The organism is Massilia sp. 9096, assembly GCF_000745265.1.
Lineage (GTDB): Bacteria > Pseudomonadota > Gammaproteobacteria > Burkholderiales > Burkholderiaceae_D > Telluria.
The window spans coordinates 1,162,288-1,182,693 of record NZ_JQNN01000001.1; the positions used below are offsets into that span (position 1 = coordinate 1,162,288).

The following is a 20,406-nucleotide window of genomic DNA, read 5'->3' on the forward strand; positions in this document are numbered from 1 at the left end:
CGTGGGTTCTTACACGCCTTGCTTGAGCGAGGCGGAAATGAAATCGTCCAGGTCGCCGTCCAGCACGCCCTTGGTGTTGCCGGTTTCGAAGCCGGTGCGCAGGTCCTTGATGCGCGACTGGTCGAGCACGTAGGAACGGATCTGGTGGCCCCAGCCGACGTCGGTCTTGGAGTCTTCCAGCTTCTGCTGTTCGCTCATGCGCTTGCGCATCTCGAGTTCGAACAGCTTGGCGCGCAGCATGTCGAAGGCTTCGGCCTTGTTGCGGTGCTGCGAGCGGTCGTTCTGGCACTGCACCACGATACCCGATGGCGCGTGCGTGAGGCGCACGGCGGAGTCGGTCTTGTTGATGTGCTGACCACCGGCGCCCGATGCGCGGTAGGTGTCGATGCGCACGTCGGCCGGGTTGATCTCGATCTCGAACGACTCGTCGACCTCCGGGTACACGAACAGCGAGGTGAACGAGGTGTGGCGCCCGTTGGCCGAGTCGAACGGCGACTTGCGCACCAGGCGGTGCACGCCGGTCTCGGTGCGCAGGTGGCCGTAGGCGTACTCGCCCTCGACCTTGATGGTGGCGGTCTTGATGCCGGCGACCTCGCCCTCGGACAGTTCCATCACCTCGGCCTTGAAGCCCTTGCGCTCGCAATAGCGCAGGTACTGGCGCATCAGCATCGACGCCCAGTCCTGGGCCTCGGTGCCGCCGGCGCCGGCCTGGATGTCGATGAAGCAGTTGGCGTGGTCCATCGGGTTGCTGAACATCCGGCGGAATTCCATCGCCTCGATGACCTTCTTGATCTCTTCGGCGTCGCCTTCGACCGATTCGATGGTGTCGTCATCGCCTTCTTCGCGGGCCATGTCGAACAGGTCGCGCGAATCGATCAGATCCGATTTGGCTTTTTCCAGCGTCAGGACGACGCCTTCCAGGGCTTTCTTTTCCTTGCCGAGGTCTTGCGCGCGCTTCTGGTCGTTCCAGACCGTCGGGTCTTCCAGCTCCTGGTTGACCTGTTCTAGTTTCTCCGACTTCCGATCGAAGTCAAAGATACCTCCGAAGTTCGGCTTCACGGCTGGTCAGGTCGTTCAGCAGGGCGGAAAGGGCATTGATGCGTTCAGCTTCCATGATCTTGGGCTTGTTTTAAGTAGTTGAATCGAACCCTCGATTATACCCGATGTCGCCGCCGGCGCGATCGCCTTGCCGCGCCGTATCGGGCTCGCTTATGATGGCCGCCAGATCGCCCATCCCTTATCCGTCCATCATGATCCTCCGTCCCGCCCATCGACTCTGCCTTGCGCTGGCGCCCGTCCTGCTGGCGGCCGGCCCGGCGTCCGCCGCAAGTGCTGCGGCTGGCGCCCCGGCCAACGCCGCGCGCGTGCGCGCAGGCGCGAGCGCCAGCCTGGCCATCCTGGAAACCACCGACCTGCATGCGAACGTGGTCGGCTACGACTACTTCAAGCTGGCCGCCGACCCGTCGCTGGGCCTGGACCGCGCCGCCACGCTGATCGAACAGGCGCGCCGCGAGTTTCCCAACACGCTGCTGTTCGATAACGGCGATACGCTGCAGGGCACCGCGCTCGGCGATTACGAGGCCACGCCCGGCACGCTCGCGTGCGGCCAGTCGCCGGCGATCTACCGGGCGATGCACAAGCTCGGCTACGACGGGGCCAGCGTCGGCAACCACGATTTCGACTTCGGCTTGCCCTACCTGGGCCGGGTGACCGGCAACCGGATCGAGGCGCCGGGCGTGCAGCCCGAGCGCTGCGCCGGCCCGGGTTTCCCGGTGGTGCTGGCCAACGTGGTCAGCCTCGCGACGCACCAGCCGATCTTCGCGCCATATAAAATCATCGAGAAGCGCGTGCAGGCGGTCGGCCCAGGCGGCAAGCCGCTCACGGCGACGCTCAAGGTCGGCATCATCGGCTTTACCACGCCGACCATCGCGGCGTGGGACAAGCGCTGGCTGGACGGCAAGGTCACGACCGAGGGGGTGGTCGAAACGGCCAAACGGTATGTGCCCGAGATGCGTGCCAAGGGCGCCGACCTGATCGTCGCGATCTCGCACGGCGGGCTGGACGCCAGCCCCTACGCGCCGACGATGGAAAACGGGAATTACTATCTGGCGCAGGTGCCGGGCATCGACGCGCTGCTGCTCGGCCATGCGCACCTGCTGTTTCCCGACCCCGCCGCCAGGTCGCCGCAGTTCGACCTGCCGAACGTCGACAAGGTGAAAGGCACCGTGTTCGGCGTGCCGGCCGTGATGGCCAATTTATGGGGCAAGAACATCGGCGTGATCCAGATGCGGCTGCGCTACGACGGCCGCCACTGGCAGGTCGAGCGCGAGCGCACCGTGGTGGAGACGCGCGCGACCCAGCAGCTCGATAAATCCTTCGTCGCACCCGACGAAGGCGTCGACGCGCTGGTGCGGCCGGCGCACGAGGCGACGATCCGCTACGTGCAAACGCCGGTCGGCAGCACCGACTTTCGCATGGCCAGCTATTTCGCCGACGTCGGCGACCCGTCGGCGACGCAAGTCGTCAACCAGGCGCAGACCGCCTACGTAAAAGAGTATGTGAAGGCCAACCTGGCGCAGTACGCCGATCTGCCGGTGCTGTCGATGGCCGCTGCGTTCAAGGCCGGCGGGGCGGGCCTGCAGGACTACACCGACGTGGCGCCGGGCCCGCTGGCGCTGAACAACGCCGCCGACCTCTACCTGTACCCGAACACGGTCAGCGCCGTGAAGATCGATGGCGCTGGTTTGAAGGCCTGGCTGGAAAAGGCGGCGGCGCGCTTCAACACGATCGACCCGGCCAGGCGCGAGCCGCAGGAACTGGTCAACGCCGCGTTTGCGACGTATAACTTCGACACGGTCACCGATCCCGATTTTCACTATGAGATCGACGTCACCCGGCCGGCCGGCGGCCGCATCCGCAACATGAGCTGGCAAGGCAAGCCGGTAGGCGCGGAGCAGCTGTTCCTGGTCGCGACCAACAACTACCGCGCCAGCGGTGGCGGCGGCTTTCCGGGACTGGGATCGGACAAGACCGTGGTGGCGGCGCCGGACACCAACCGCGAGGTGCTGATCGGCTACGTCAAGGCGACCCGGCAACTGACGCGCACGGGCAACGGTGGCGCGCGCAGCTGGCGTTTCGCGCAGCTCAAGACGGCAGGGCCGGTGGTATTCCATGCGCCGCCGGGCAAGCTCGAACTGGCGCGCGCGGCGGGATTGGACAATGTGTCCCAGCTGACCGAGTCGGATGGGCAGGGCAAGGGATTTGCCCTGTATGCGGTCGATCTGTCGAAATAAGTGGACGAAACGAGCGGCGCGTGCGCCCGCAGGCGCACGCGCAGGAATCAGCCGGGACGGTTGCCGGACTGGATCTCTTTGGAGGCGATTTCGGCCAGGTCGAGCAGGCTCTGTACCTCGGCTGCGCGCAGGCGGCGCGGCTCGCGGTCGATCACGCACAGCGTGCCCAGCGGCTGGCCCGACTTGTCGCGCAGCGGCACGCCCGCATAAAAGCGGATGTGCGGATCCTGCTGCACCAGCGGGTTCCGGCGGAAGCGTTCGTCGGCCATCGCATCTTCGACCACGAACAACTCGTTCTGCATGATCGCGTGGGTGCAGAAGGCCCAGTCGCGCGGGGTTTCCTGGACATCCATGCCGACGCGCGCCTTGAACCACTGGCGGGTCGAGGTCAGCAGCGAAATCAGGGCGATCGGCGAGCCGGTCACCATCGAGGCCAGGCGCACCAGGCGGTCGAAGCGCGCTTCGGCGCCGGTGTCGACCAGGCCGCTGGCGGCCAGGGCCGCCAGGCGCGCGCGTTCGTTACCAGGGGCCGGGTACTGCGCATCGGCGGCCGGCTGGTATTCCGGATCGTTGCTGGGGTTCGGGGTGTGGCGGGCGTCGTCGTCGCCGTGGATCAGTCCCTGGATCAGGCTGAGCCGGGTGCGACGGTGGCCGCCCGGGGTTTTCCACGACTGAATGGCGCCACTCTCCATCCAGATCTGGACGGTACTGGTTGCTACGCCCAACAGGCGCGCCACTTCGCTCGTGGTCAGGATTGGGTCGTCTTCTTTCATGGTGCTCTGCATAACTACCTCACATCCTGTCAAGTATAAAGCATTCGGACAAAGCTATCCGACCATTATCTCCGCAGGATGATATTACTGTCGAGAAATTCCTGAGCAGAATGCTCCAGTATTACATAACTTGTCAATCAGTGTTGTGAATACGCGAGTCCAAAGGTGCGATCAGTGCAGTTTGCGCTTTTCGGGCTGGACCAGCACGAAGGGGCTGACCACCGAGGCCCACAGCTGGACGTCGGCGGCCTGCCAGCTCTGGGCTTGTACATCGGATACCTTGGCGATCTTGCCATCGGCCATCCAGCGTGCGATCGTCGCCTTGTCGTCGTGGGCGATGCGCATGGCCGCCTCGACCAGGTCGAGTTCCTCGCTGACCCAGACCACCGCGCCATGCGCGAAATGGCGCTCCAGTTCCGACCAGCGCACGCGTGCGGTCTCCTGGTTGATCTTGTCGTGCAGTTCGGTGTCTTTCAGTGGATCGGTTTTCATGGCGTTTCGGGAATGTCTTATTAAATAGTGTCGATGATGGGCACGGGCGAGCCGGACCAGGTCAGGCGGTAAGCCTGCCCCTTGCGCACGTTGCCCACCAGTGCCGGCCGAAAGCAGGCCAGGTTGGTGCCCTCCGGCCGGCGTACGCTCGGGTAAATGATGCCCATCGAGCCCAGCTCCAGCAATTCGGCGGCCAGCTTTTGCGAGGCGACGTAGCTGCCCGGGTCGAGGCAGGCGCGCCAGGCATCGCTGCCGCGCAGGTCGTGGAAGGGCGCGCCGAAGTCGGCCAGCAGCGCCTGGTAGCTGACGCTGTCGTCGAAGCGCTTGATTTCCTGGTACTCGACCGCCTTGTGAAAAGCGATCTCGGCCAGCGCGGTTTCAAGCTCGAAGGCGCAGTACCAGGCGCCGCGCTCGGCGTCGTTGAAGCGGCTGCCTTCCGGGCGCGCATAGGTGTAGGCGGCGTTGATGATCCGGAAGTTCGGCACGCCGAACACCAGCTCGTCCATGCCGATGCCGGGCAGCTGGCCGGATTCCCCGCGCAGGCGTTCGTTGGTGGCGTTATCGAGGTCGAACAGGTCGCGCAGCAGCGCGTCGTCGCTGCCGGCCAGCGGGCCCAGCACCGAGTCTTCCAGATCGGCGAAGCGCGACGGGATCAGACGGCAGGTATCCACCAGGCGCAGGGCGGTCAGCCGTGGCACGAGTTTCACTCACAGACCTCCGCGGCGCGCGTCGAGCAGGCGCCGCACGGTCTGCATGGCCAGCAGGCCGCCGCCCAGCATGTAGGCGAGCGGCGTGCGGCCGTTGAAGATCGGGTTGGTGTTGGGCAGGTGCACCCATTCGTCGGCCAGTTGGTCGCCGTACAGGATATGCAGCGCCTTGTAGATGCCCAGCAGATAGGATACGCGCGTGATGCGGTCGACTTCCAGCACCCGGTCCGGCTGCTTCTTCCATTCGTAGAACGAGGACGAGGACAGGCCGCCGAGCAGCTCGCGCGCATCGTCGTCCCGGACTTGCCAGGATGACATCAGGCGAAAAAAACCGACCAGCGCCGCTTTCGACAGGCGTTCGCGTTCGGCTTTGGCATTCAGGTCGACCAGTACGGCGGGTTCGAAACGGCTTTTCGGGTAAGAGTAGGCGAGGCTCATGGGAATTCTCCGGTTCTGGAGGTTTTATACTCTATTATCGGACCGATTGCAAGTGCTTGACAAAGTTGCATGCCGTGCGAGAATCATTTGAGAAGCAATCAATATTCCGGCGAAAAGGTGCGTCCATGCGTCTGCTGTCGATTGGGGTGATGGTGATGAGCATATTGATGCTGGCCGTCGCCACGTCGGCGCGGCCGTCGAACGCCGACCTCGCACGCCAGGTCATGGCCGCCGAGCGCGCGTTTGCCGCCACCATGCGCGCGCGCGACCTCGACGCCTTCAGTGACTTCGTCGACCAGGAAGCGGTGTTCTTTTCCGGCGTGGCCCCGGTGCGCGGCCGCGCCGCCATCGTCGAGGTCTGGCGCCGCTATTACCAGGGGCCGCAAGCGCCGTTTTCCTGGGCGCCGGACCGGGTCGAGGTGCTCGATTCGGGCACGCTGGCCTATAGCGGCGGGCCGGTCTACGATGCCGCCGGCCGCCAGGTCGGGCGCTTCAATTCGATCTGGCGGCTGCAGGCGCCGGGGAAATGGAAGGTGGTGTTCGACCGCGCGGAAGGGATGTGCGATTGCGGGCCAAAGGCCCCGATGCATTGAGGATGGCGGACCGATGTCGCGGCATCGGCTGGACCGCCGGCAAAGGGCAGCCGGCGCCCGGTTCGGATCACAGTCTTTATTTCGGCTTTTGCACCTTCGCAACCAGCGCGTCCACCACCTGGAGGGTCTGCTGGAACAACTGCCGCTCGTCCTGTGCGTGGGTCGTCTCGGCCACCTGGGCCGGCGAGACCACGTATTTGCCGTCGACAACGAGGGTCGGCACGGTGTTGATCTTGTAGTTGTTGAACACGATGCCGGGCTCGCGGCTCAGCGCCGTCTTGACCCCGAACGAGTTCCAGGTATCCATGAACTTGGCCTTGTCGATGCCCGGCAGCTGGGTGCCCAGGTCGAGCACCTCCTGCTCGCTCAGCGTCTCGGAGCGCTTGCGCTGGACGATCTGGCCAACGCTGTCCATGATCCTGGCCTGGTACGCTTCGTTCTTGCCCATCGCCTGCAGCGTCAGGAACAGATGCGATTCCGGATCGTTGGCGCCCTGGTAGGGCATGTGGATGCGCTTGAAGACGATGTTGTTGCCCTGCTTTTGCACCCACTGCTCGAGGATCGGTTCCAGCGCATGGCAGTGCGGGCAGTGGTACATGAAGAACTCGGTGACCTCGACCTTCTTGCCGACGGTCCGGCTTGGCTGCGGACTCGAGAGCACGGTGTACTCGGCGCCAAGCTTGGGGTCGGTCGGCGACGCGAACGCGGTGCTGACGATCAGGCTGGCAGCGGCAAGGGCGAAACGCAAGACAGGCATAAGGTTCCTTATTGAAAGAATCAGGCGGACGACCACGAGATTATCACTCGGTGCGGTATGGAACGCGAACCTGCGCCCGCTTTAAGTCTTGTTTAAGTGTAATTGCCAGCGGCGTTCAATCCCTGACCTTGCCGCGCAGCGCCTTGACCTGCCCGCTGCGCGCCTTGGACTCGAGCCGGCGGCGCTGCGAGCCGCGCGTCGGGCGCGTTGCGCGGCGCACCGCCTGCACCACGCTGGCCCCATCGACCAGTTCCTGCAGTCGGCGCAGCGCATCTTCCTTGTTCGCTTCCAGGCTGCGCGACTGCTGCGCCTTGAGAACGATCACGCCGTCCTCGGTGATGCGGCTGTCGTGCAGTGACAGCAGCCGCTCCTTGATCCAGGCCGGCAGCGACGAAGCCTTGACGTCGAAGCGCGCATGCACGGCGTTCGACACCTTGTTGACGTTCTGCCCGCCCGGCCCCTGGGCGCGGATCTGGGTGAACTCGACCTCGCGCGGATCGATGGCGATGGACATGGCGCTACCGATGCCTCAGGCCGGCTCGGCGTGCTCGACCAGCAGCTGCACCTTGGTCACGCCGTTGTACTCGTTGGCGTCCAGGCGGAACGCCACGCGCGCCTTGTCGCCGAGGGCGTCGGTGTGGCCGAACCAGATCGCATCGTAACGCCGGCCGTTACGCTCGAGCAGCAGCTTGAGGTGCTTGTCCTTCAGGATGCGCTGGCTGACCACGCGGAACTCGTCGACGAACACCGGCGGCGCGAAGCCCTGGCCCCAGACCTGGCCGTCGACCAGCTCGATGAACTGGGTGCTGTAGAAGTCGTCCTCGAGCGGGCCGTCGGTCTCGACCACGCGTTCGAGCTGGGCTTCGTCGAGCCAGGCGCGTCCGACCGTCTCGAAGGCTTCGGCAAAGGTGTCGAAGTGCTCGCCGCGGATGGTCAGGCCGGCCGCCATCGCGTGGCCGCCGAACTTGTCGATCAGGCCCGGCACTCTTTTCGAGACCAGGTCGAGCGCGTCGCGCAAGTGGAAACCGGGAATCGAGCGGCCCGAGCCCTTGATCCAGCCGTCGCCGGCCGGCGCGAAGGTGATGGTCGGGCGGTAGAATTTTTCCTTCAGGCGCGAGGCGACGATGCCGATCACGCCCTGGTGCCAGCCGTCGTCGAACACGGCGATGGTGTTGGCGTGGGCCGGCTGGAAGTCGTCCAGGTGGAGCAGGGCGGTGCCCTGCATCTCGGCCTCGATCTCGCGCCGTTTGAGGTTGATCTCGTTGAGCTGCTGCGCGATGGCCCAGGCGCGCCCCTCGTCGTCGGTCGTCAAGCACTCGATCCCGAGCGACATGTCTTCCAGGCGGCCGGCGGCGTTCAGGCGCGGCCCGAGCGCGAAGCCGAGGTCGAACGGCGAGGCGTTGCGGGCGTCGCGCCCGGCCACGCGGAACAGCGCCGCCACACCCGCGTGCATGCGCCCCGCGCGCATGCGCTTGATGCCTTGCGCAACCAGGATGCGGTTGTTGGTGTCGAGCTTGACGACGTCGGCGACCGTCCCCAGCGCGACCAGGTCGAGCAGGTTGTCCAGCTTGGGCTGGGTCTGCGCGTCGAACACGCCGCGCCGGCGCAGCTCGGCGCGCAGCGCCAGCAGCACGTAGAACACCACGCCGACGCCGGCCAGGTGCTTGCTCGGGAAGCCGCATTCCGGCTGGTTCGGGTTGACGATCACGCGCGCGTCCGGCAGGGCGTCGCCCGGCAGGTGGTGGTCGGTGACGACCACGTCGATGCCGCGGCGCCTGGCTTCCTCGACGCCTTCGATGCTGGCGATGCCGTTGTCGACCGTGATGATGACGTCGGGCGCGTGCGTGCGCGCGGTCAGCTCGACGATCTCGGGCGTCAGGCCATAGCCGTACTCGAAACGGTTCGGCACGATGAAGTCGACCGCGGCGCCCATCGCGCGCAGGCCACGCAGCGCCACTGCGCAGGCGGTGGCGCCGTCGCAATCGTAGTCGGCGACGATGGTCATCTTCTTGCTAGACGCGATCGCGTCGGCCAGGTAGACGGCGGCGGCGTCGACGTGGCGCAGCGCGTTCGGTGGCACCAGCGCCTGCAGCTCGCTGGCGAGCTCGCGCGGGTCGGTCAGGCCGCGCGCGGCGAACACGCGCGCGAGCACGGGGTGGATGCCGCCCTGGCGCAGCATTTCGGAATGGCGCACGGGACAGGGGCGGATGGCGATACGGGTCTTCAAGTCAAAGCTTCCAGGCTCGGACGGCGCCAGAACTTACGCTGGGCCATCGTGGTGGTGAGTAGGTCGAGGTGGCCGTCGCGGTGGCTCAGCACCAGGCGCAGGCGCTTGATGCGCCCGCGCGCGACTGCTTCGTGCAGCGGCGCGAACAGTCCCGCTTCCAGGCGCTCCATCTCGGCCAGCCAGCCGGCCCAATCGGCGGCGATGGCCGGCGCGGCGACGTTGCCGCAGGCGATCAGCAGGTCCTCTTGTGCGCCGGCGGCTGCTGCGACCACGGCTTCCAGCGAACCGAGGCGCAGCGCGGGTTCGGCCAGCGCCGTCAGCCAGCCCGGCGCCTCGAACGCGGCGACGCGCGGCCGCGCGGCCGGCTTGCCGCTGGCCTGGGCAAGCAGGCGCTGGGTGTGTTCGGTGGCGATGCTGGCGCCGGCCCAGGGCCAGAAGCCGTTGACCGCCGCCTGGCCGCGGCGTTCGCGCGCGGCGTTGACCGGATGCGTATGCCAGGCCATCTGCACTTCGTTTTGCAGCTTGCGCAAGGCGCGCGCCGGCGCGCCGGACGGCATCCAGTCGGTCAGGTTCATGCCCACGGCGGCGTCCGGGCTGGCGGTATGCAGCTCGTCCCAATCGTCGGCGCCCAGGAACCAGGTGCCGGCGTCGCCATAGGCCAGGGCGTGGCCGGCGTAGTCGGCGGCCTCGCGCGCGGCGTCGAACAGGGCGCGCGCTTCGTCATCGCGCAGGTCGAGCTGGCGCACGTCGCCCAGCATCAGGTGGCTGTGCGCGATCTGGATGTGGGCCGGGTTGACCACGAACCAGGTGCCGGTGCCCGGGTCCAGGCCGAGGCCGCGCATCGCCGCCGCGCCGAACGCTGGCGCCAGGCCTTGCGCGAGCCCGAGCGCGCGTGCGATCCACAGCTCGTGCGGCAGCACGCGCGCCGCTCCTTCCAGCGGATGCCGGGCCGCGCCGGCGTGGCGCGACAGCAGCGCCGCCAGCGCCGGTGCGTCGAGGGCGCGGATCAGGTCGGAGGCGAATTCGGGGGCGGGAAGGGCGAACGGCAGGACGAGCGAAATGTGGGCCATCCGCATATTGTAGGCCATGTCTGCCAGAAATGCGCGCCGTATGCGGGCATGGCCGGGCGCCGAATGCCATGGGTCCTCCTGGACAAGGTGGGCCGGCCAAGCGACGGCCCGCTGGTACGATAGGCAGCGAGCGCTGAAGTTCCCCGGAAGTTCCCGGATGGCGGCGCGCACCTGCAGCCAATGGATTCCAATTGTGACAATCGCCACACGGATGAGTTTTGTATGGCAAACTGCGGGACCTAAGCATTGACCACGGAGCCCATGAGCATCATCCAGAACCTGCCGTACGAATGGCTGGTCGGCCTGCGCTATACGCGAGCCGGCAAGCGCAGCAGCCGCAACAGCTTCATTTCCTTCATTTCGCTGATCTCGGTGTCCGGGATCGCGCTCGGCGTGGCGGCGCTGATCGTCGTGCTGTCGGTGATGAACGGCTTCCAGAAGGAAGTCACCGACCGCATGCTGTCGGTGCTGGCGCACATCGAAGTGTTCGATGCGCGCGGCAGCATGCCCGACTGGCGCCAGGAAGCCCAGGCGGCGTTCAGGAACCCGGCGGTGCGCGGCGCCGCGCCGTTCGTCGAGACCCAGGGCCTGCTGGTACGCGACGACACCATGAAGCCGGCCGTGATTCGCGGCATCCTGCCGTCCGAGGAACACAAGGTATCAAGCGTGGCCAAACAGGTGCGCCAGGGCAGCATCGAGAGCCTGCAGCCGGGCCGCTTCAACATCGTGATCGGCTACCAGCTGGCGCGCCTGCTCGGCGTGGGTATCGGCGACAAGGTCAACATGCTGCTGGCCCAGGGCCAGATGACGCCGGCCGGCATGGTGCCGCGTTCGCGCGTGTTCACGGTGTCGGGCATTTTTGAAGCCGGCCATTACGAATTCGACTCGGCCTTCGCCTTCATCGACATCGAGGACGCGCAGCGCATGATGCGCCAGGACGCGCCCTCGGGCCTGCGCCTGCGCATCGCCGACATGAACGCGGCGCCGCAGGTGGCGCAGGAACTCAAGCGCAGCATGCCGGGCGACCTGAACATGCGCGACTGGTCCAAGCTCAACGCCAACTGGTTCGCCGCGGTGCAGACCGAAAAGCGCATGATGTTCATCATCCTGACCCTGATCGTCGCGGTGGCCGCCTTCAACCTGGTTTCGACGCTGGTCATGACCGTGACCGACAAGCAGGCCGACATCGCCATCCTGCGCACGCTGGGCGCGTCGCCCGGCTCGATCATGAAGGTCTTCATGATCCAGGGCGCCCTGGTCGGCATCATGGGAACGATCGCCGGCGTGCTGCTGGGCGTGATCGTGGCGCTCAACATCGACGTCATCGTCCCTTTCCTCGAACGCCTGCTGCACGTGCAGTTCATGTCCAAGGACATCTACGCGATCAGCGAGATCCCGTCCGACCTGCGCTGGCCGGACGTGGCCAAGATCGGCGTCGTCTCGATCCTGATGGCCTTCGTGGCGACGATCTACCCCAGCCGCGCGGCCGCGCGCGTGAAACCTGCCGAGGCCTTGCGCTATGAATGACATGATCCAGACCACCTCCGACTCATCTATTGACAACGCCGCCGCCGGCGCGCCGGTGCTGGCCTGCCGCGGCGTGGCCAAGACTTTCCGCCAGGGCGAGTATGCGGTGCAGGTGCTCGAGCACATCGACTTTTCGATCGGGCGCGGCGAGCGTGTCGCCATCATCGGCGCCTCGGGTTCGGGCAAGTCCACGCTGCTGCACATCCTTGGCGGCCTCGACACCCCGAGCAGCGGCGTGGTGCAGCTCAAGGGCGAGGACTTCGCCACCCTGTCCGAATCGCGCCGCGGCGAACTGCGCAATGCGGCGCTCGGCTTCGTCTACCAGTTCCACCATCTGCTGCCGGAATTCTCGGCGATCGACAACGTCGCCATGCCGCTCCTGATCCGGCGCCTGCCGCGCGCCCAGGCGGTCGAGCAGGCGCAGGCGATGCTGGCGCGCGTCGGCCTGGCCAAGCGCGCGATCCACCGCCCGGGCGAACTGTCCGGCGGCGAACGCCAGCGCGTGGCCCTGGCGCGCGCGCTGGTCACGGGTCCCGCCTGCGTGCTGGCCGACGAGCCGACCGGCAACCTCGACCACAGCACCGCGCAAGGCATCTTCGACCTGATGCTGGAACTGTCGCGTACGCTCGGCACCGCCTTCGTGATCGTCACCCACGATCCGGAACTGGCGCGCCGCTGCGACCGCGTGCTGCGCCTGACCGAACACGGGTTGCAGGATATGACGGGTCAAGCGTAAGCGAGCGGCCTACGCGATGTGGATCGATACCCACTGCCACCTCGACGCCCATGAATTCGGCGCGGATTCGCTCGCCATCGCGCGCAGCGCCGCCGGCCTGGGCGTCGGCATGATCGTGATCCCGGCGGTCGAGCGCGGCAACTTCGAGCTCGTCAAGCAGTTGGCCGCCGGCACCCCCAACGTCAGTTATGCGCTCGGGATCCACCCGATCTTCGTGCCCCAGGCGCAGGACGAAGACCTGCTCCTGTTGCGCCGGACGGTCGAAGCGGCGATGGCGGATCCGCGCTTCGTCGGCATCGGCGAGATCGGCCTGGACTTCTTCATTCCGATGCTGCGCGAGCCGGCCATGGTGGACAAACAGGAACGCTTCCTGCGCGAGCAGCTGCGCATCGCGCGCGATTTTGAACTGCCGGTGCTGACCCACGTGCGCCGTTCGCAGGACCAGGTGCTCAAGCATATCCGCCAGGTGCGCCCGAACGGGGGCATCGCGCACGCGTTCAACGGCAGCTTCCAGCAGGCGCAGGCCTTCATCGACCTGGGTTTCCATCTCGGCTTCGGCGGCGCCATGACCTTTACCCGTGCGCTGCAGATCCGGCGCCTGGCGACCCAGCTGCCCCTGGATTCCATCGTGCTCGAGACCGACGCCCCCGACATCGCCCCGAGCTGGGTGCACCCGGGCCGCAACAGTCCCGAGCAGCTGCCCGCCATCGGCCAGGCACTGGCGGAGTTGCGCGGGCTCGAGCTCGCTACGGTGCGCGCGGCTTCGCAGCGCAATGCGGTCGCCGCCATCCCGCGCCTGGGCGCCCTGGTCGGCGCCTGATCTTTCTCCGGCACGCGCGCGCATGATGCGCGGATGATGCACGCATGATGCATATCTGCGACGCATGCGTCGCGTACGTGCTTCTCTTCACGCGTAGGCATGCGAACGCTGGACGACCATCCGGCACGCGCACGGTTCCCCCACGCTGCGCCGGTCCACCTTGCGCACCTCGCAGGCGCGCTGCGTGCGACCTGCCGATCCATCCGCGCTCGTTCGGAAACGCCATGACCCACGTTAATCCCACGCTGGATGAAGCGTGAAAAAATGTTTCCTCCTGCCGCACTGCGGTAACGACAAGGGAGGGAATGTGGAGAGCGCGAGCGAGTTCCTCAGGGTCCTGCAGCACGAGAAGTCCCTCAGCACGGCCCACCGGCCATTGCGCCTGCGCCTGGCCCAGGCCGGCGAAGCGCGCGCCCAGGCGCTGATCGATGCGCTGCTGCCGCAGCGCGTGGTCGGCAGCGAGAGCGTGTGCGGTGGCGTCGAGTACCGCATCGCCTGCCTGGCCGGCTCGCCCGCGCTCGCGCTCAAGGCATTGATCGCGCTGCCGGCGGAACTGCAGTTCGTGACGGACCGCGGCCAGCTGCGCAGCGTATGCGGCATCGTCGCCGAGGCGCGCGCCGGCGACGCCGACGGTGGCCTAGCCGCCTACGAACTGGTGCTGCGCGACGTGTTCGCGATCATGGAAAAGCGCACCAACAGCCGCATCTTCCGCTACCTGAACGAACTCGAGATCGTGCAGACGCTGTGCGACGAATGGCGCCATGCGAACACGGTGCTGGCCAGCGCCTTCGAGCTCGAACTCGACCTGGCGTTCGACATGCGCCGGTTTCCCGCGCGCGAACAGACCATGCAGTACAATGAATCGGATGCCGCCTTCATCCGGCGCCTGCTCAAGCGGCGCGGGATCGCGTGGGTGTTCCGGTCCGGACGCAGCAGCGCCAGCGCGGTCGATCCGCTGCACGACCGCACGCCGGCGCACACGCTGGTGCTGTTCGACGACCCCAACAAGCTGCCGCGCAACGCCGCCGGCAGCGTGCGCTACCACCTCGACCCCGTCGCCGACGGGCGCGACACGATCCAGTCGTGGAGCGCCGCGCGCCGCCTGCAGCCGGGCGTCGCCACGCGCCACAGCTGGGACTACAAGAACCCGGCCGGACCGCAGTTCATGACCGTCAGCAGCCGCGGCACGGTCGACCAGGGCCCGAGCGGCAACCCGCTCGCCGCCACCCTCGACGATTACCTGGTCGAGCTGCCGCACGCCGGCAACGACGTCGAAGACCACTGGCGCCTGGGCCAGGTGCGCATGAGCCGCCACGTGTTCGAATCGAAGTGCTTCCATGGCGAAGCCAGCGTGCGCGACTTCTGCGCCGGCGAGTACTTCACGCTCGAGGCCCATCCCGAAATCGACACCCATCCGGCACCCGAGCGCGACTTCGTCATCACCGAGCTGCACGTCGTGGCCGACAACAACCTGCCGCGCGAGCTCGACCGGCAGGCCAGCCGCCTGATGCCGGCCGGCGCGCCGCCCGGGATGCAGGCGCCGCTCGAGCGCCCGCACGCGGGCGATGCGCATGCGCGCGTGCGAGTGAGCTTTACCGCGGTCCGGCGCGGCATCCCGATCGTGCCGGCCTACGATCCGCGCATCGACCTGCCGCATCCCGAGCTGCAAAGCGCGCTGGTGGTCGGCCCGAGCGGCGAGGACGTGCATTGCGACGCGCTCGGACGCGTCAAGATCCGCTTTCCCGGCATGCGCGCGGCCGACCATCGCCATGCGCATGGCGCCGGGGCCTCCGATTCGCCGGCCGACTCGGCCTGGGTGCGGGTCGCCTCCAACTGGGCCGGCAACGGCAACGGCAGCCAGCAGCAGTCGGGCTTTCTCGGCCTGCCGCGCGTCGGCAGCGAGGTACTGGTCGCCTTCCTCGGCGGCGATCCGGACCGGCCCATCGTGCTGGCCCAGCTGTACAACGGGCGCGGCAAGCCGCCGGCCTTCAGCGGCGTCGGCGATTTGCCGGGCAACCGCTACCTGTCCGGCACCCGCTCTCGCGAAGTCAAAGGCATGCGCAGCAACCAGCTGCGCTTCGACGACACCACGGGCCAGATCAGCGCCCAGGTCGCAAGCGACCATGGCGCGTCCGAGCTGAACCTGGGCTGGCTGGCGCGCCCGCGCGAGAACGGCAGCGCCACGCCGCGCGGCGAGGGCGCCGAACTGCGCAGCGAACTATCGGTTGCGCTGCGCGGCGCCCAGGGCGTGTTGATCAGCGCCGAACCGGGCCGCGGCGCCGACGTCGCCCAGCTCGAGCGCGGCGGCTTGCTCGGCCTGGCCCAGGTCATGCAGGGCGTGCTCGACGAGGTCGGCCGCCTGGCCGCCGTGCACACCGAGGACGAACCCGCCAAGCAGCGCCTGGCGGCCCTGGCCGACAAGCTCAGGCACTGGCACGACGGCAGCAACGTCGGCCAGGCCAGGCCGGGCGGCGAGGGCGGCGCGCCGATCGTCGCCGCCAGCGCACCGGCCGGCATGATCCTGGCCAGCGACGACAATCTGGCGCTGGGCGCGGCCACCAAGATCGACGTGGTCAGCGCGGGCGACGCCGAGGTCTCGACCGGCCGCAACCTGTTCCTGCGCGCCGCACGCGCGGTCAGCATGTTCGCGCATCAACTGGGCCTGAAGCTGGTGGCGGGGCGCGGCGACATCATCGTGCAGACCCACCTGGGCAATATCCAGATCAAGTCGGCCGGTCGCATCAGCCTGGTCGCTGCCGAGCGCATCGAACTCGAAGCGCCGGCCGTCAAGATCATCGCGCCGGGCGCCGCGAGCGACTGGGCCGACGGCATGATCACGCACCAGAGCAGCGGGCGCCAGGTGCAGAAGGCGTCCGAGCACATCCACATCGCACCGGGCGGCGCGACGCCGGAGGGCTTGAATCTGCCGACCTCGCATTTGCATACCGACGAATATGCGGTGCTGCGCCACAAGCAGACCTTCGCGCCGGTGCGCAACCAGCGCTACAAGGTCAAGCTCGCCAACGGCAAGATCGTCACCGGCCGCACCGACGAGCAAGGCCGGACGTCGCTGCTGATCGGCGAGATCATCGGCGACGTCGAAGTCACCTACCTGCCCGACGAACCTGCCCGCTGAGCGGGGCCGCATCGATCACGACCGATCACAATAACGGAACACGCATGGCCGACCCGACCCGCCCCTTGCCCAATCTCATTCCCATGCCGGACGGCAGCTGGACCGGCCATACTGTCCTGACGCCTACGGCGCTCAAGACGCGCGCTCTGTTCACGTTGCCGCCGTCGAAGGTGGTGCCAGTGATCGTGGTGCCCGGCATCATGGGCAGCAATCTGCGGGCCGCGACGAGTCCGTCGATGCACGCGAACGAGGCGCTCGGTCCCAACGAACCGGCGTGGCGGCCGCCGAACGGAAAGGTGCAGGGCATCCGCGCCGGCCGCCTGTGGAGCAACCGGAGCGGCAAGACGCGCCAGAAGCTGCTCGACCCCCAGACGCTCGAAGTCGACAATCGCGGGGAAATTTATTTGCCGAAGGAAGCCCGTGATTTCGGCATGGGCGAAGACGAGGCGCGCGATCGCCGTTGGGGCGAGGTCCACTGGGAATCCTACGGCGATCTCCTGTGCAGCTTGTCCATTAGCCTGAATCACACCTTCGACATCGATCCGCTCGACGACCAGCGTGTGCTGCGCCGCTATTGGAAGGACGTGATGGAATGCGAACCGGCGCGCTGGGGCATGCGCTCGATCGACAAAATCACCGAGGCGGAGTTGGAGAAGCATGCGGGTTATTACTATCCGGTGTATGCGTTCGGCTACAACTGGCTCGCGTCCTGCGATGACGCGGCAAGACGCTTGCGGGCGCGCATCGAAAAGATCATCACATTCTGGAATCAGGGCAATCGCGTCTGCCATAAAGTGATTCTCGTGACGCATTCGATGGGCGGCCTGGTCGCACGCGCCTGCGCGAAGCAGATTCCCGACCAGATCCTGGGCGTCATCCACGGCGCGATGCCGGCGCATGGCGCGCCGGTCTGCTATCGCCGCATCGCCAGCGGCACGGAACGCAGCAACCCCAGCGATGGTCCGCTCGATAAGCCCGTCACCGGCATCATTGCCGACATCCTGGGAGACACGCCCGAGCGCACCATGCCGGTCATGTCGCACTCGGCTGGGGCTTTGCAGCTGCTGCCGAATCACCTCTACGCGCAGCCCTGGCTGAACGTGTGCGTGGTCAGCCGGGTCAACAACAAGGACACGGCGCGTGACGTCGTGAGATTGCCAATTGGCAACCCGTACGATCTCTACAGAGATATGCGGTCATGGTATCGGGTCTTCGACCCGCGCCTGGTCGATCCTGCTGGAAAGAACCGCGGCGACGAGCGCAAGATCGCGCATGATGTGTGGGTGGTCATCGACAGTGCGGAGCGCTTTCACCGCGACACCCTGGGTGAGTATTACCATCCGAATACCTATGCATTCTACGGCGCGGACCCGGGTCATCAATCGTTTGGCGCTGTCCGCTGGGTGGCCCGCGACCCGGGCTCGGGCGCCGTGTTCACCGAAGCCAACCTGCGCGCCGCGGCGACCGTCGGCTACGGCGCCCAGGGGGGACGCCGGATCCGGGTCGAAGACAAGACCGCGCTCAGCTTCCAGCCGGCGCATCAGGACAGCGCCGGCGACGGCACTGTGCCTCAACAGTCCGGCGCCGCGCCGCGCGGGAAAATACGGCAACTGTTCGAGATGCGCGGTTTCGATCACCAGGGCGCGTACAAGAACGATGCCGTGCTCATGTTGACCCAGCACCTGATCGTCAAGATCGTCCAGGAGCTCCAATGACCCAGACGCTCGAACCGGGACGGCCTGCAGTCGCCGTTCCGTGGGCCGCGCTCGCCTTGAAGAACACGGCGCCGGCGCCTGATGGCCACACATTGGAATCGGCAGACAAGCCCAGGATTGACACGGTCGAAGAAGGTGCCGTCGCGTTTCGGGATAGGATAGCCGCACGGGGGTTGGCGCCGCCGGCAGACAAAACGCAGGCCATTTCCAAGCGGTCAGCCGGCACGGCCATGCCCCGGAACCTGCACATTCCTCGCATGCCCAGGTACCCCGACATCGATGGCATCATTTGCGCCGTCTTCGAACGCAGGACCGATGCGCCGCGGCATGCCGGTTTGGTGGCGCTGGTTCAGCAGCTTCTCGCCAGAAAAGCAAAGCATCGGCCATGACGCGAGCAAGAGTACGCGGATGGCGCGAGCTAATCGTCCTGCTGGCAGTCCTGGCATGTGCCGGCAGTTGGGCAGCGGGGCAGGTCCGCAGCATGCGGGACAGATCCGAGGTGGCACAGATGACGGAAAAGACAAAAACGGTTTGCGTCGGGCGCTACCTGGTCGATGTGCCGGCGCAGGCTGCAGTCAGTCTGTCGGGCGGCATGCTCGACGGCTTCGACATCGCGACCACTGAAGAGGACGAGGCGTCGTTTCGCGCACGGATCGCGGCGCGTGAAGCCGAGATCGTCAGCAGCGCCGCCGCCGTGGGGCGCGATGGCCCGGGCGGCATCATCGAGGCGCGCGACCTGCGCGTCCCCGGGATGGCGGGGCGGTTTTTCGTGTACGGTCGCACGCGCACCCATGGATTCGAAGGGGAGCAGCGCGTCGAATCCGAATTCGTTTCGGTCGAGTCGCACGGGCATACCGGAGGCTTGAGTTTTTCGCTGCACATGAAGTATGCCTACGACAATGACATCAAGGCGGCCGAGGCCCTGTTGACCCGCCTGCGTGTCCGCGGCGAGGACGAGATTCCGCAGGCGCCCGGGTTTTGCATACGCCGTGGCGTTTTCCTGGACCCCTTGCCTGAACACAAGAACGAACACATGGTCATGCATCTCGGCGTGCCCGCCCATCCCGATCTGGCCATGGTTCTTTTCAGTATCGCGGGCGGCAATGCCGAGCCTGGCTTGCTGGCGCGCGTGGCGCATACCGATGCCGCGAGCAGTGCCGATGACCTGTTGCGGGTTTCCAGGCTGCGCTCGGACAGGCGCAAGATCAACGGCCTCGATGGCGAGGAGCTGGTCGAACGCGTACGCGAGTACAACTTCACGACCGGTTACGCGTTCAACTGGGAGACCAGCGGCGCCGGCGACGACGTTCTGCGGCCCTATCTATCGCTCGAAATGCAGACCGGCGTCAGCGAACGTCCCGGCGGCAAGCCGACCGACACCAGCCTGCATGAAGACGCGCTGCTGGCTTTGTGGGACAGCATTTCATCCAGCATCCGCCTGCGCCGGAGCGAACCGCCGTCTCCGTCCGGCCCGCCACCCGAGCCGCCCGGACCGAAGCCAGGCGCCGTCGTCCACGCCGGTCAGACCTGTCCGCAAACCGGCTGGTGGCAATGCGACGCCGGTGGGCATGGGCTCGACGTGCACGGCGGCTCAGTGCAGTTCCTGCGCAAGGGCGACCGCATGCATCAGGCCCTGCTGTTGCCGCGGCAGAGCTTGTGGCAAAAGGTCAAGCGCATCCAGCCGAGCATGGAGAGCGACAAGCTGACGGCCTGGACGCTCGTCGACAAGCGCCATCGGCCGCGCAATGCGCCGGCGGTCGCGCTGGCCCAGCCCGGCGCGCCGGCGGCCAGCCTCGATCTGACCGCGGACCTGGCGCCGGCGGTCGCGCTCGGCGCCTATGCCCGGACCGGCGAAGTCTGTCCGGCCAGCGGCTGGTGGCGTTGCGAAGAGCTGCACGCACTGGACGGCGCCCGCTGGTTCGCACGCGGCAGTGTGTTGCCGCCCGCAACCTTCCAGGTGCCGACTGGCGTGTTCGCGCGCCCGGGCGGTCCCGAATTCATCCAGCGCCGTAGCGCGTGGCAACTGGTGCGCCTGACGGACATGCGGGTCGGATCCGAGGCGCCATTGAGCGGCTTGCCACTGAGCGGCATGCCGCTGTCCGGCGCATGAGTCCGGGCTACT

Annotated in this window: 18 protein-coding genes; 9 read left to right on the plus strand and 9 right to left on the minus strand. The window is 67.0% G+C overall.

All coding sequences use genetic code 11. The features are described from left to right. Positions 1-9 precede the first annotated feature (9 nt). Positions 10-1,114, minus strand: a protein-coding gene (gene prfB, locus FA90_RS05085) for a peptide chain release factor 2 (protein WP_156116594.1) whose coding sequence is annotated in 2 segments (ribosomal slippage) — positions 10-1,032 and positions 1,034-1,114 — 1,104 coding nt in all. Because the reading frame shifts where the segments join, the coding sequence is not laid out codon by codon here. Positions 1,115-1,250: 136 nt separating this feature from the next. On the opposite strand from prfB, the gene FA90_RS05090 reads away from it, so the two are divergent. Then, positions 1,251-3,293 (plus strand): bifunctional 2',3'-cyclic-nucleotide 2'-phosphodiesterase/3'-nucleotidase, encoded by a 2,043-nt coding sequence (locus FA90_RS05090; protein ID WP_036174237.1) that lies wholly within the window; start codon positions 1,251-1,253, stop codon positions 3,291-3,293. Between the two features lie 47 nt (positions 3,294-3,340). Here the strand turns inward: FA90_RS05090 and FA90_RS05095 are convergent, their stop codons facing one another. The 4 genes from FA90_RS05095 to FA90_RS05110 form a co-directional block, all read right to left on the minus strand. Continuing rightward, positions 3,341-4,066 carry a GAF domain-containing protein gene (locus FA90_RS05095; protein ID WP_239700545.1) on the minus strand — a complete coding sequence of 242 codons (726 nt, stop codon included), beginning with the start codon at positions 4,064-4,066 and terminating at the stop codon, positions 3,341-3,343. Positions 4,067-4,237: 171 nt separating this feature from the next. Then, positions 4,238-4,558 carry a DUF2288 domain-containing protein gene (locus tag FA90_RS05100; protein ID WP_036166573.1) on the minus strand — a complete coding sequence of 107 codons (321 nt, stop codon included), beginning with the start codon at positions 4,556-4,558 and terminating at the stop codon, positions 4,238-4,240. Between the two features lie 20 nt (positions 4,559-4,578). Continuing rightward, positions 4,579-5,265: an RES family NAD+ phosphorylase gene (locus FA90_RS05105; RefSeq protein WP_036166576.1), complete on the minus strand. Its 687-nt coding sequence runs from the start codon at positions 5,263-5,265 to the stop codon at positions 4,579-4,581. Then, positions 5,266-5,703: an MbcA/ParS/Xre antitoxin family protein gene (locus FA90_RS05110; protein WP_036166579.1), complete on the minus strand. Its 438-nt coding sequence runs from the start codon at positions 5,701-5,703 to the stop codon at positions 5,266-5,268. A gap of 125 nt (positions 5,704-5,828) precedes the next feature. On the opposite strand from FA90_RS05110, the gene FA90_RS05115 reads away from it, so the two are divergent. Then, on the plus strand, positions 5,829-6,296 hold the full coding sequence (locus FA90_RS05115; protein ID WP_036166582.1) for a DUF4440 domain-containing protein: 468 nt from the start codon (positions 5,829-5,831) through the stop codon (positions 6,294-6,296). 76 nt (positions 6,297-6,372) lie between these two features. Here FA90_RS05115 and FA90_RS05120 read toward each other — a convergent pair whose 3' ends face one another. The 4 genes from FA90_RS05120 to FA90_RS05135 form a co-directional block, all read right to left on the minus strand. After that, complete coding sequence (locus tag FA90_RS05120) at positions 6,373-7,053, minus strand: thiol:disulfide interchange protein DsbA/DsbL (RefSeq protein ID WP_036166585.1); 681 nt, start codon at positions 7,051-7,053, stop codon at positions 6,373-6,375. A gap of 115 nt (positions 7,054-7,168) precedes the next feature. After that, the gene (gene arfB / locus FA90_RS05125; protein ID WP_036166588.1) at positions 7,169-7,567 is read right to left on the minus strand and encodes an alternative ribosome rescue aminoacyl-tRNA hydrolase ArfB; all 399 of its coding nucleotides are present in this window, start codon (positions 7,565-7,567) and stop codon (positions 7,169-7,171) included. A 15-nt stretch (positions 7,568-7,582) separates the two neighbouring features. Next, positions 7,583-9,232, minus strand: coding sequence for a single-stranded-DNA-specific exonuclease RecJ (gene recJ, locus FA90_RS05130; RefSeq protein WP_051972105.1), 1,650 nt, complete (start codon positions 9,230-9,232; stop codon positions 7,583-7,585). A 44-nt stretch (positions 9,233-9,276) separates the two neighbouring features. Beyond that, complete coding sequence (locus FA90_RS05135) at positions 9,277-10,350, minus strand: hypothetical protein (protein ID WP_051972106.1); 1,074 nt, start codon at positions 10,348-10,350, stop codon at positions 9,277-9,279. 261 nt (positions 10,351-10,611) lie between these two features. Between FA90_RS05135 and FA90_RS05140 the strand changes: the two genes are divergently transcribed. The 7 genes from FA90_RS05140 to FA90_RS05170 all read left to right on the plus strand — a co-directional run bounded on the left by FA90_RS05140 (position 10,612) and on the right by FA90_RS05170 (position 20,394). Beyond that, on the plus strand, positions 10,612-11,877 hold the full coding sequence (locus tag FA90_RS05140) for a lipoprotein-releasing ABC transporter permease subunit (RefSeq protein ID WP_036166594.1): 1,266 nt from the start codon (positions 10,612-10,614) through the stop codon (positions 11,875-11,877). Continuing rightward, positions 11,870-12,613, plus strand: a complete 744-nt coding sequence (gene lolD, locus FA90_RS05145; protein ID WP_081933660.1) for a lipoprotein-releasing ABC transporter ATP-binding protein LolD — start codon at positions 11,870-11,872, stop codon at positions 12,611-12,613. Before FA90_RS05140 ends, lolD begins: the two co-directional genes overlap by 8 nt. A gap of 16 nt (positions 12,614-12,629) precedes the next feature. Beyond that, positions 12,630-13,433: a TatD family hydrolase gene (locus FA90_RS05150; RefSeq protein ID WP_036166596.1), complete on the plus strand. Its 804-nt coding sequence runs from the start codon at positions 12,630-12,632 to the stop codon at positions 13,431-13,433. A gap of 256 nt (positions 13,434-13,689) precedes the next feature. Next, complete coding sequence (locus FA90_RS05155) at positions 13,690-16,569, plus strand: type VI secretion system Vgr family protein (protein ID WP_239700547.1); 2,880 nt, start codon at positions 13,690-13,692, stop codon at positions 16,567-16,569. Positions 16,570-16,613: 44 nt separating this feature from the next. After that, positions 16,614-18,284 (plus strand): triacylglycerol lipase, encoded by a 1,671-nt coding sequence (locus tag FA90_RS05160; protein ID WP_036166598.1) that lies wholly within the window; start codon positions 16,614-16,616, stop codon positions 18,282-18,284. Next, the gene (locus FA90_RS05165) at positions 18,281-18,673 is read left to right on the plus strand and encodes a hypothetical protein (protein WP_036166608.1); all 393 of its coding nucleotides are present in this window, start codon (positions 18,281-18,283) and stop codon (positions 18,671-18,673) included. The genes FA90_RS05160 and FA90_RS05165 overlap by 4 nt, the downstream gene beginning before the upstream one ends. 119 nt (positions 18,674-18,792) lie before the next feature. After that, positions 18,793-20,394 (plus strand): T6SS immunity protein Tli4 family protein, encoded by a 1,602-nt coding sequence (locus FA90_RS05170; RefSeq protein ID WP_036166610.1) that lies wholly within the window; start codon positions 18,793-18,795, stop codon positions 20,392-20,394. Positions 20,395-20,406 lie beyond the last annotated feature (12 nt).

Coding starts and splice junctions, on each gene's coding strand:
- FA90_RS05090 (WP_036174237.1), top strand. CDS start 1,251: ATGATCCTCCGTCCCGCCCATCGACTCTGCCTTGCGCTGGCGCCCGTC.
- FA90_RS05095 (WP_239700545.1), bottom strand. CDS start 4,066: ATGAAAGAAGACGACCCAATCCTGACCACGAGCGAAGTGGCGCGCCTG.
- FA90_RS05100 (WP_036166573.1), bottom strand. CDS start 4,558: ATGAAAACCGATCCACTGAAAGACACCGAACTGCACGACAAGATCAAC.
- FA90_RS05110 (WP_036166579.1), bottom strand. CDS start 5,703: ATGAGCCTCGCCTACTCTTACCCGAAAAGCCGTTTCGAACCCGCCGTA.
- FA90_RS05115 (WP_036166582.1), top strand. CDS start 5,829: ATGCGTCTGCTGTCGATTGGGGTGATGGTGATGAGCATATTGATGCTG.
- FA90_RS05120 (WP_036166585.1), bottom strand. CDS start 7,053: ATGCCTGTCTTGCGTTTCGCCCTTGCCGCTGCCAGCCTGATCGTCAGC.
- arfB (WP_036166588.1), bottom strand. CDS start 7,567: ATGTCCATCGCCATCGATCCGCGCGAGGTCGAGTTCACCCAGATCCGC.
- recJ (WP_051972105.1), bottom strand. CDS start 9,232: ATGCTGCGCCAGGGCGGCATCCACCCCGTGCTCGCGCGCGTGTTCGCC.
- FA90_RS05135 (WP_051972106.1), bottom strand. CDS start 10,350: ATGGCCCACATTTCGCTCGTCCTGCCGTTCGCCCTTCCCGCCCCCGAA.
- FA90_RS05140 (WP_036166594.1), top strand. CDS start 10,612: ATGAGCATCATCCAGAACCTGCCGTACGAATGGCTGGTCGGCCTGCGC.
- lolD (WP_081933660.1), top strand. CDS start 11,870: ATGAATGACATGATCCAGACCACCTCCGACTCATCTATTGACAACGCC.
- FA90_RS05150 (WP_036166596.1), top strand. CDS start 12,630: ATGTGGATCGATACCCACTGCCACCTCGACGCCCATGAATTCGGCGCG.
- FA90_RS05160 (WP_036166598.1), top strand. CDS start 16,614: ATGGCCGACCCGACCCGCCCCTTGCCCAATCTCATTCCCATGCCGGAC.
- FA90_RS05165 (WP_036166608.1), top strand. CDS start 18,281: ATGACCCAGACGCTCGAACCGGGACGGCCTGCAGTCGCCGTTCCGTGG.
- FA90_RS05170 (WP_036166610.1), top strand. CDS start 18,793: ATGACGGAAAAGACAAAAACGGTTTGCGTCGGGCGCTACCTGGTCGAT.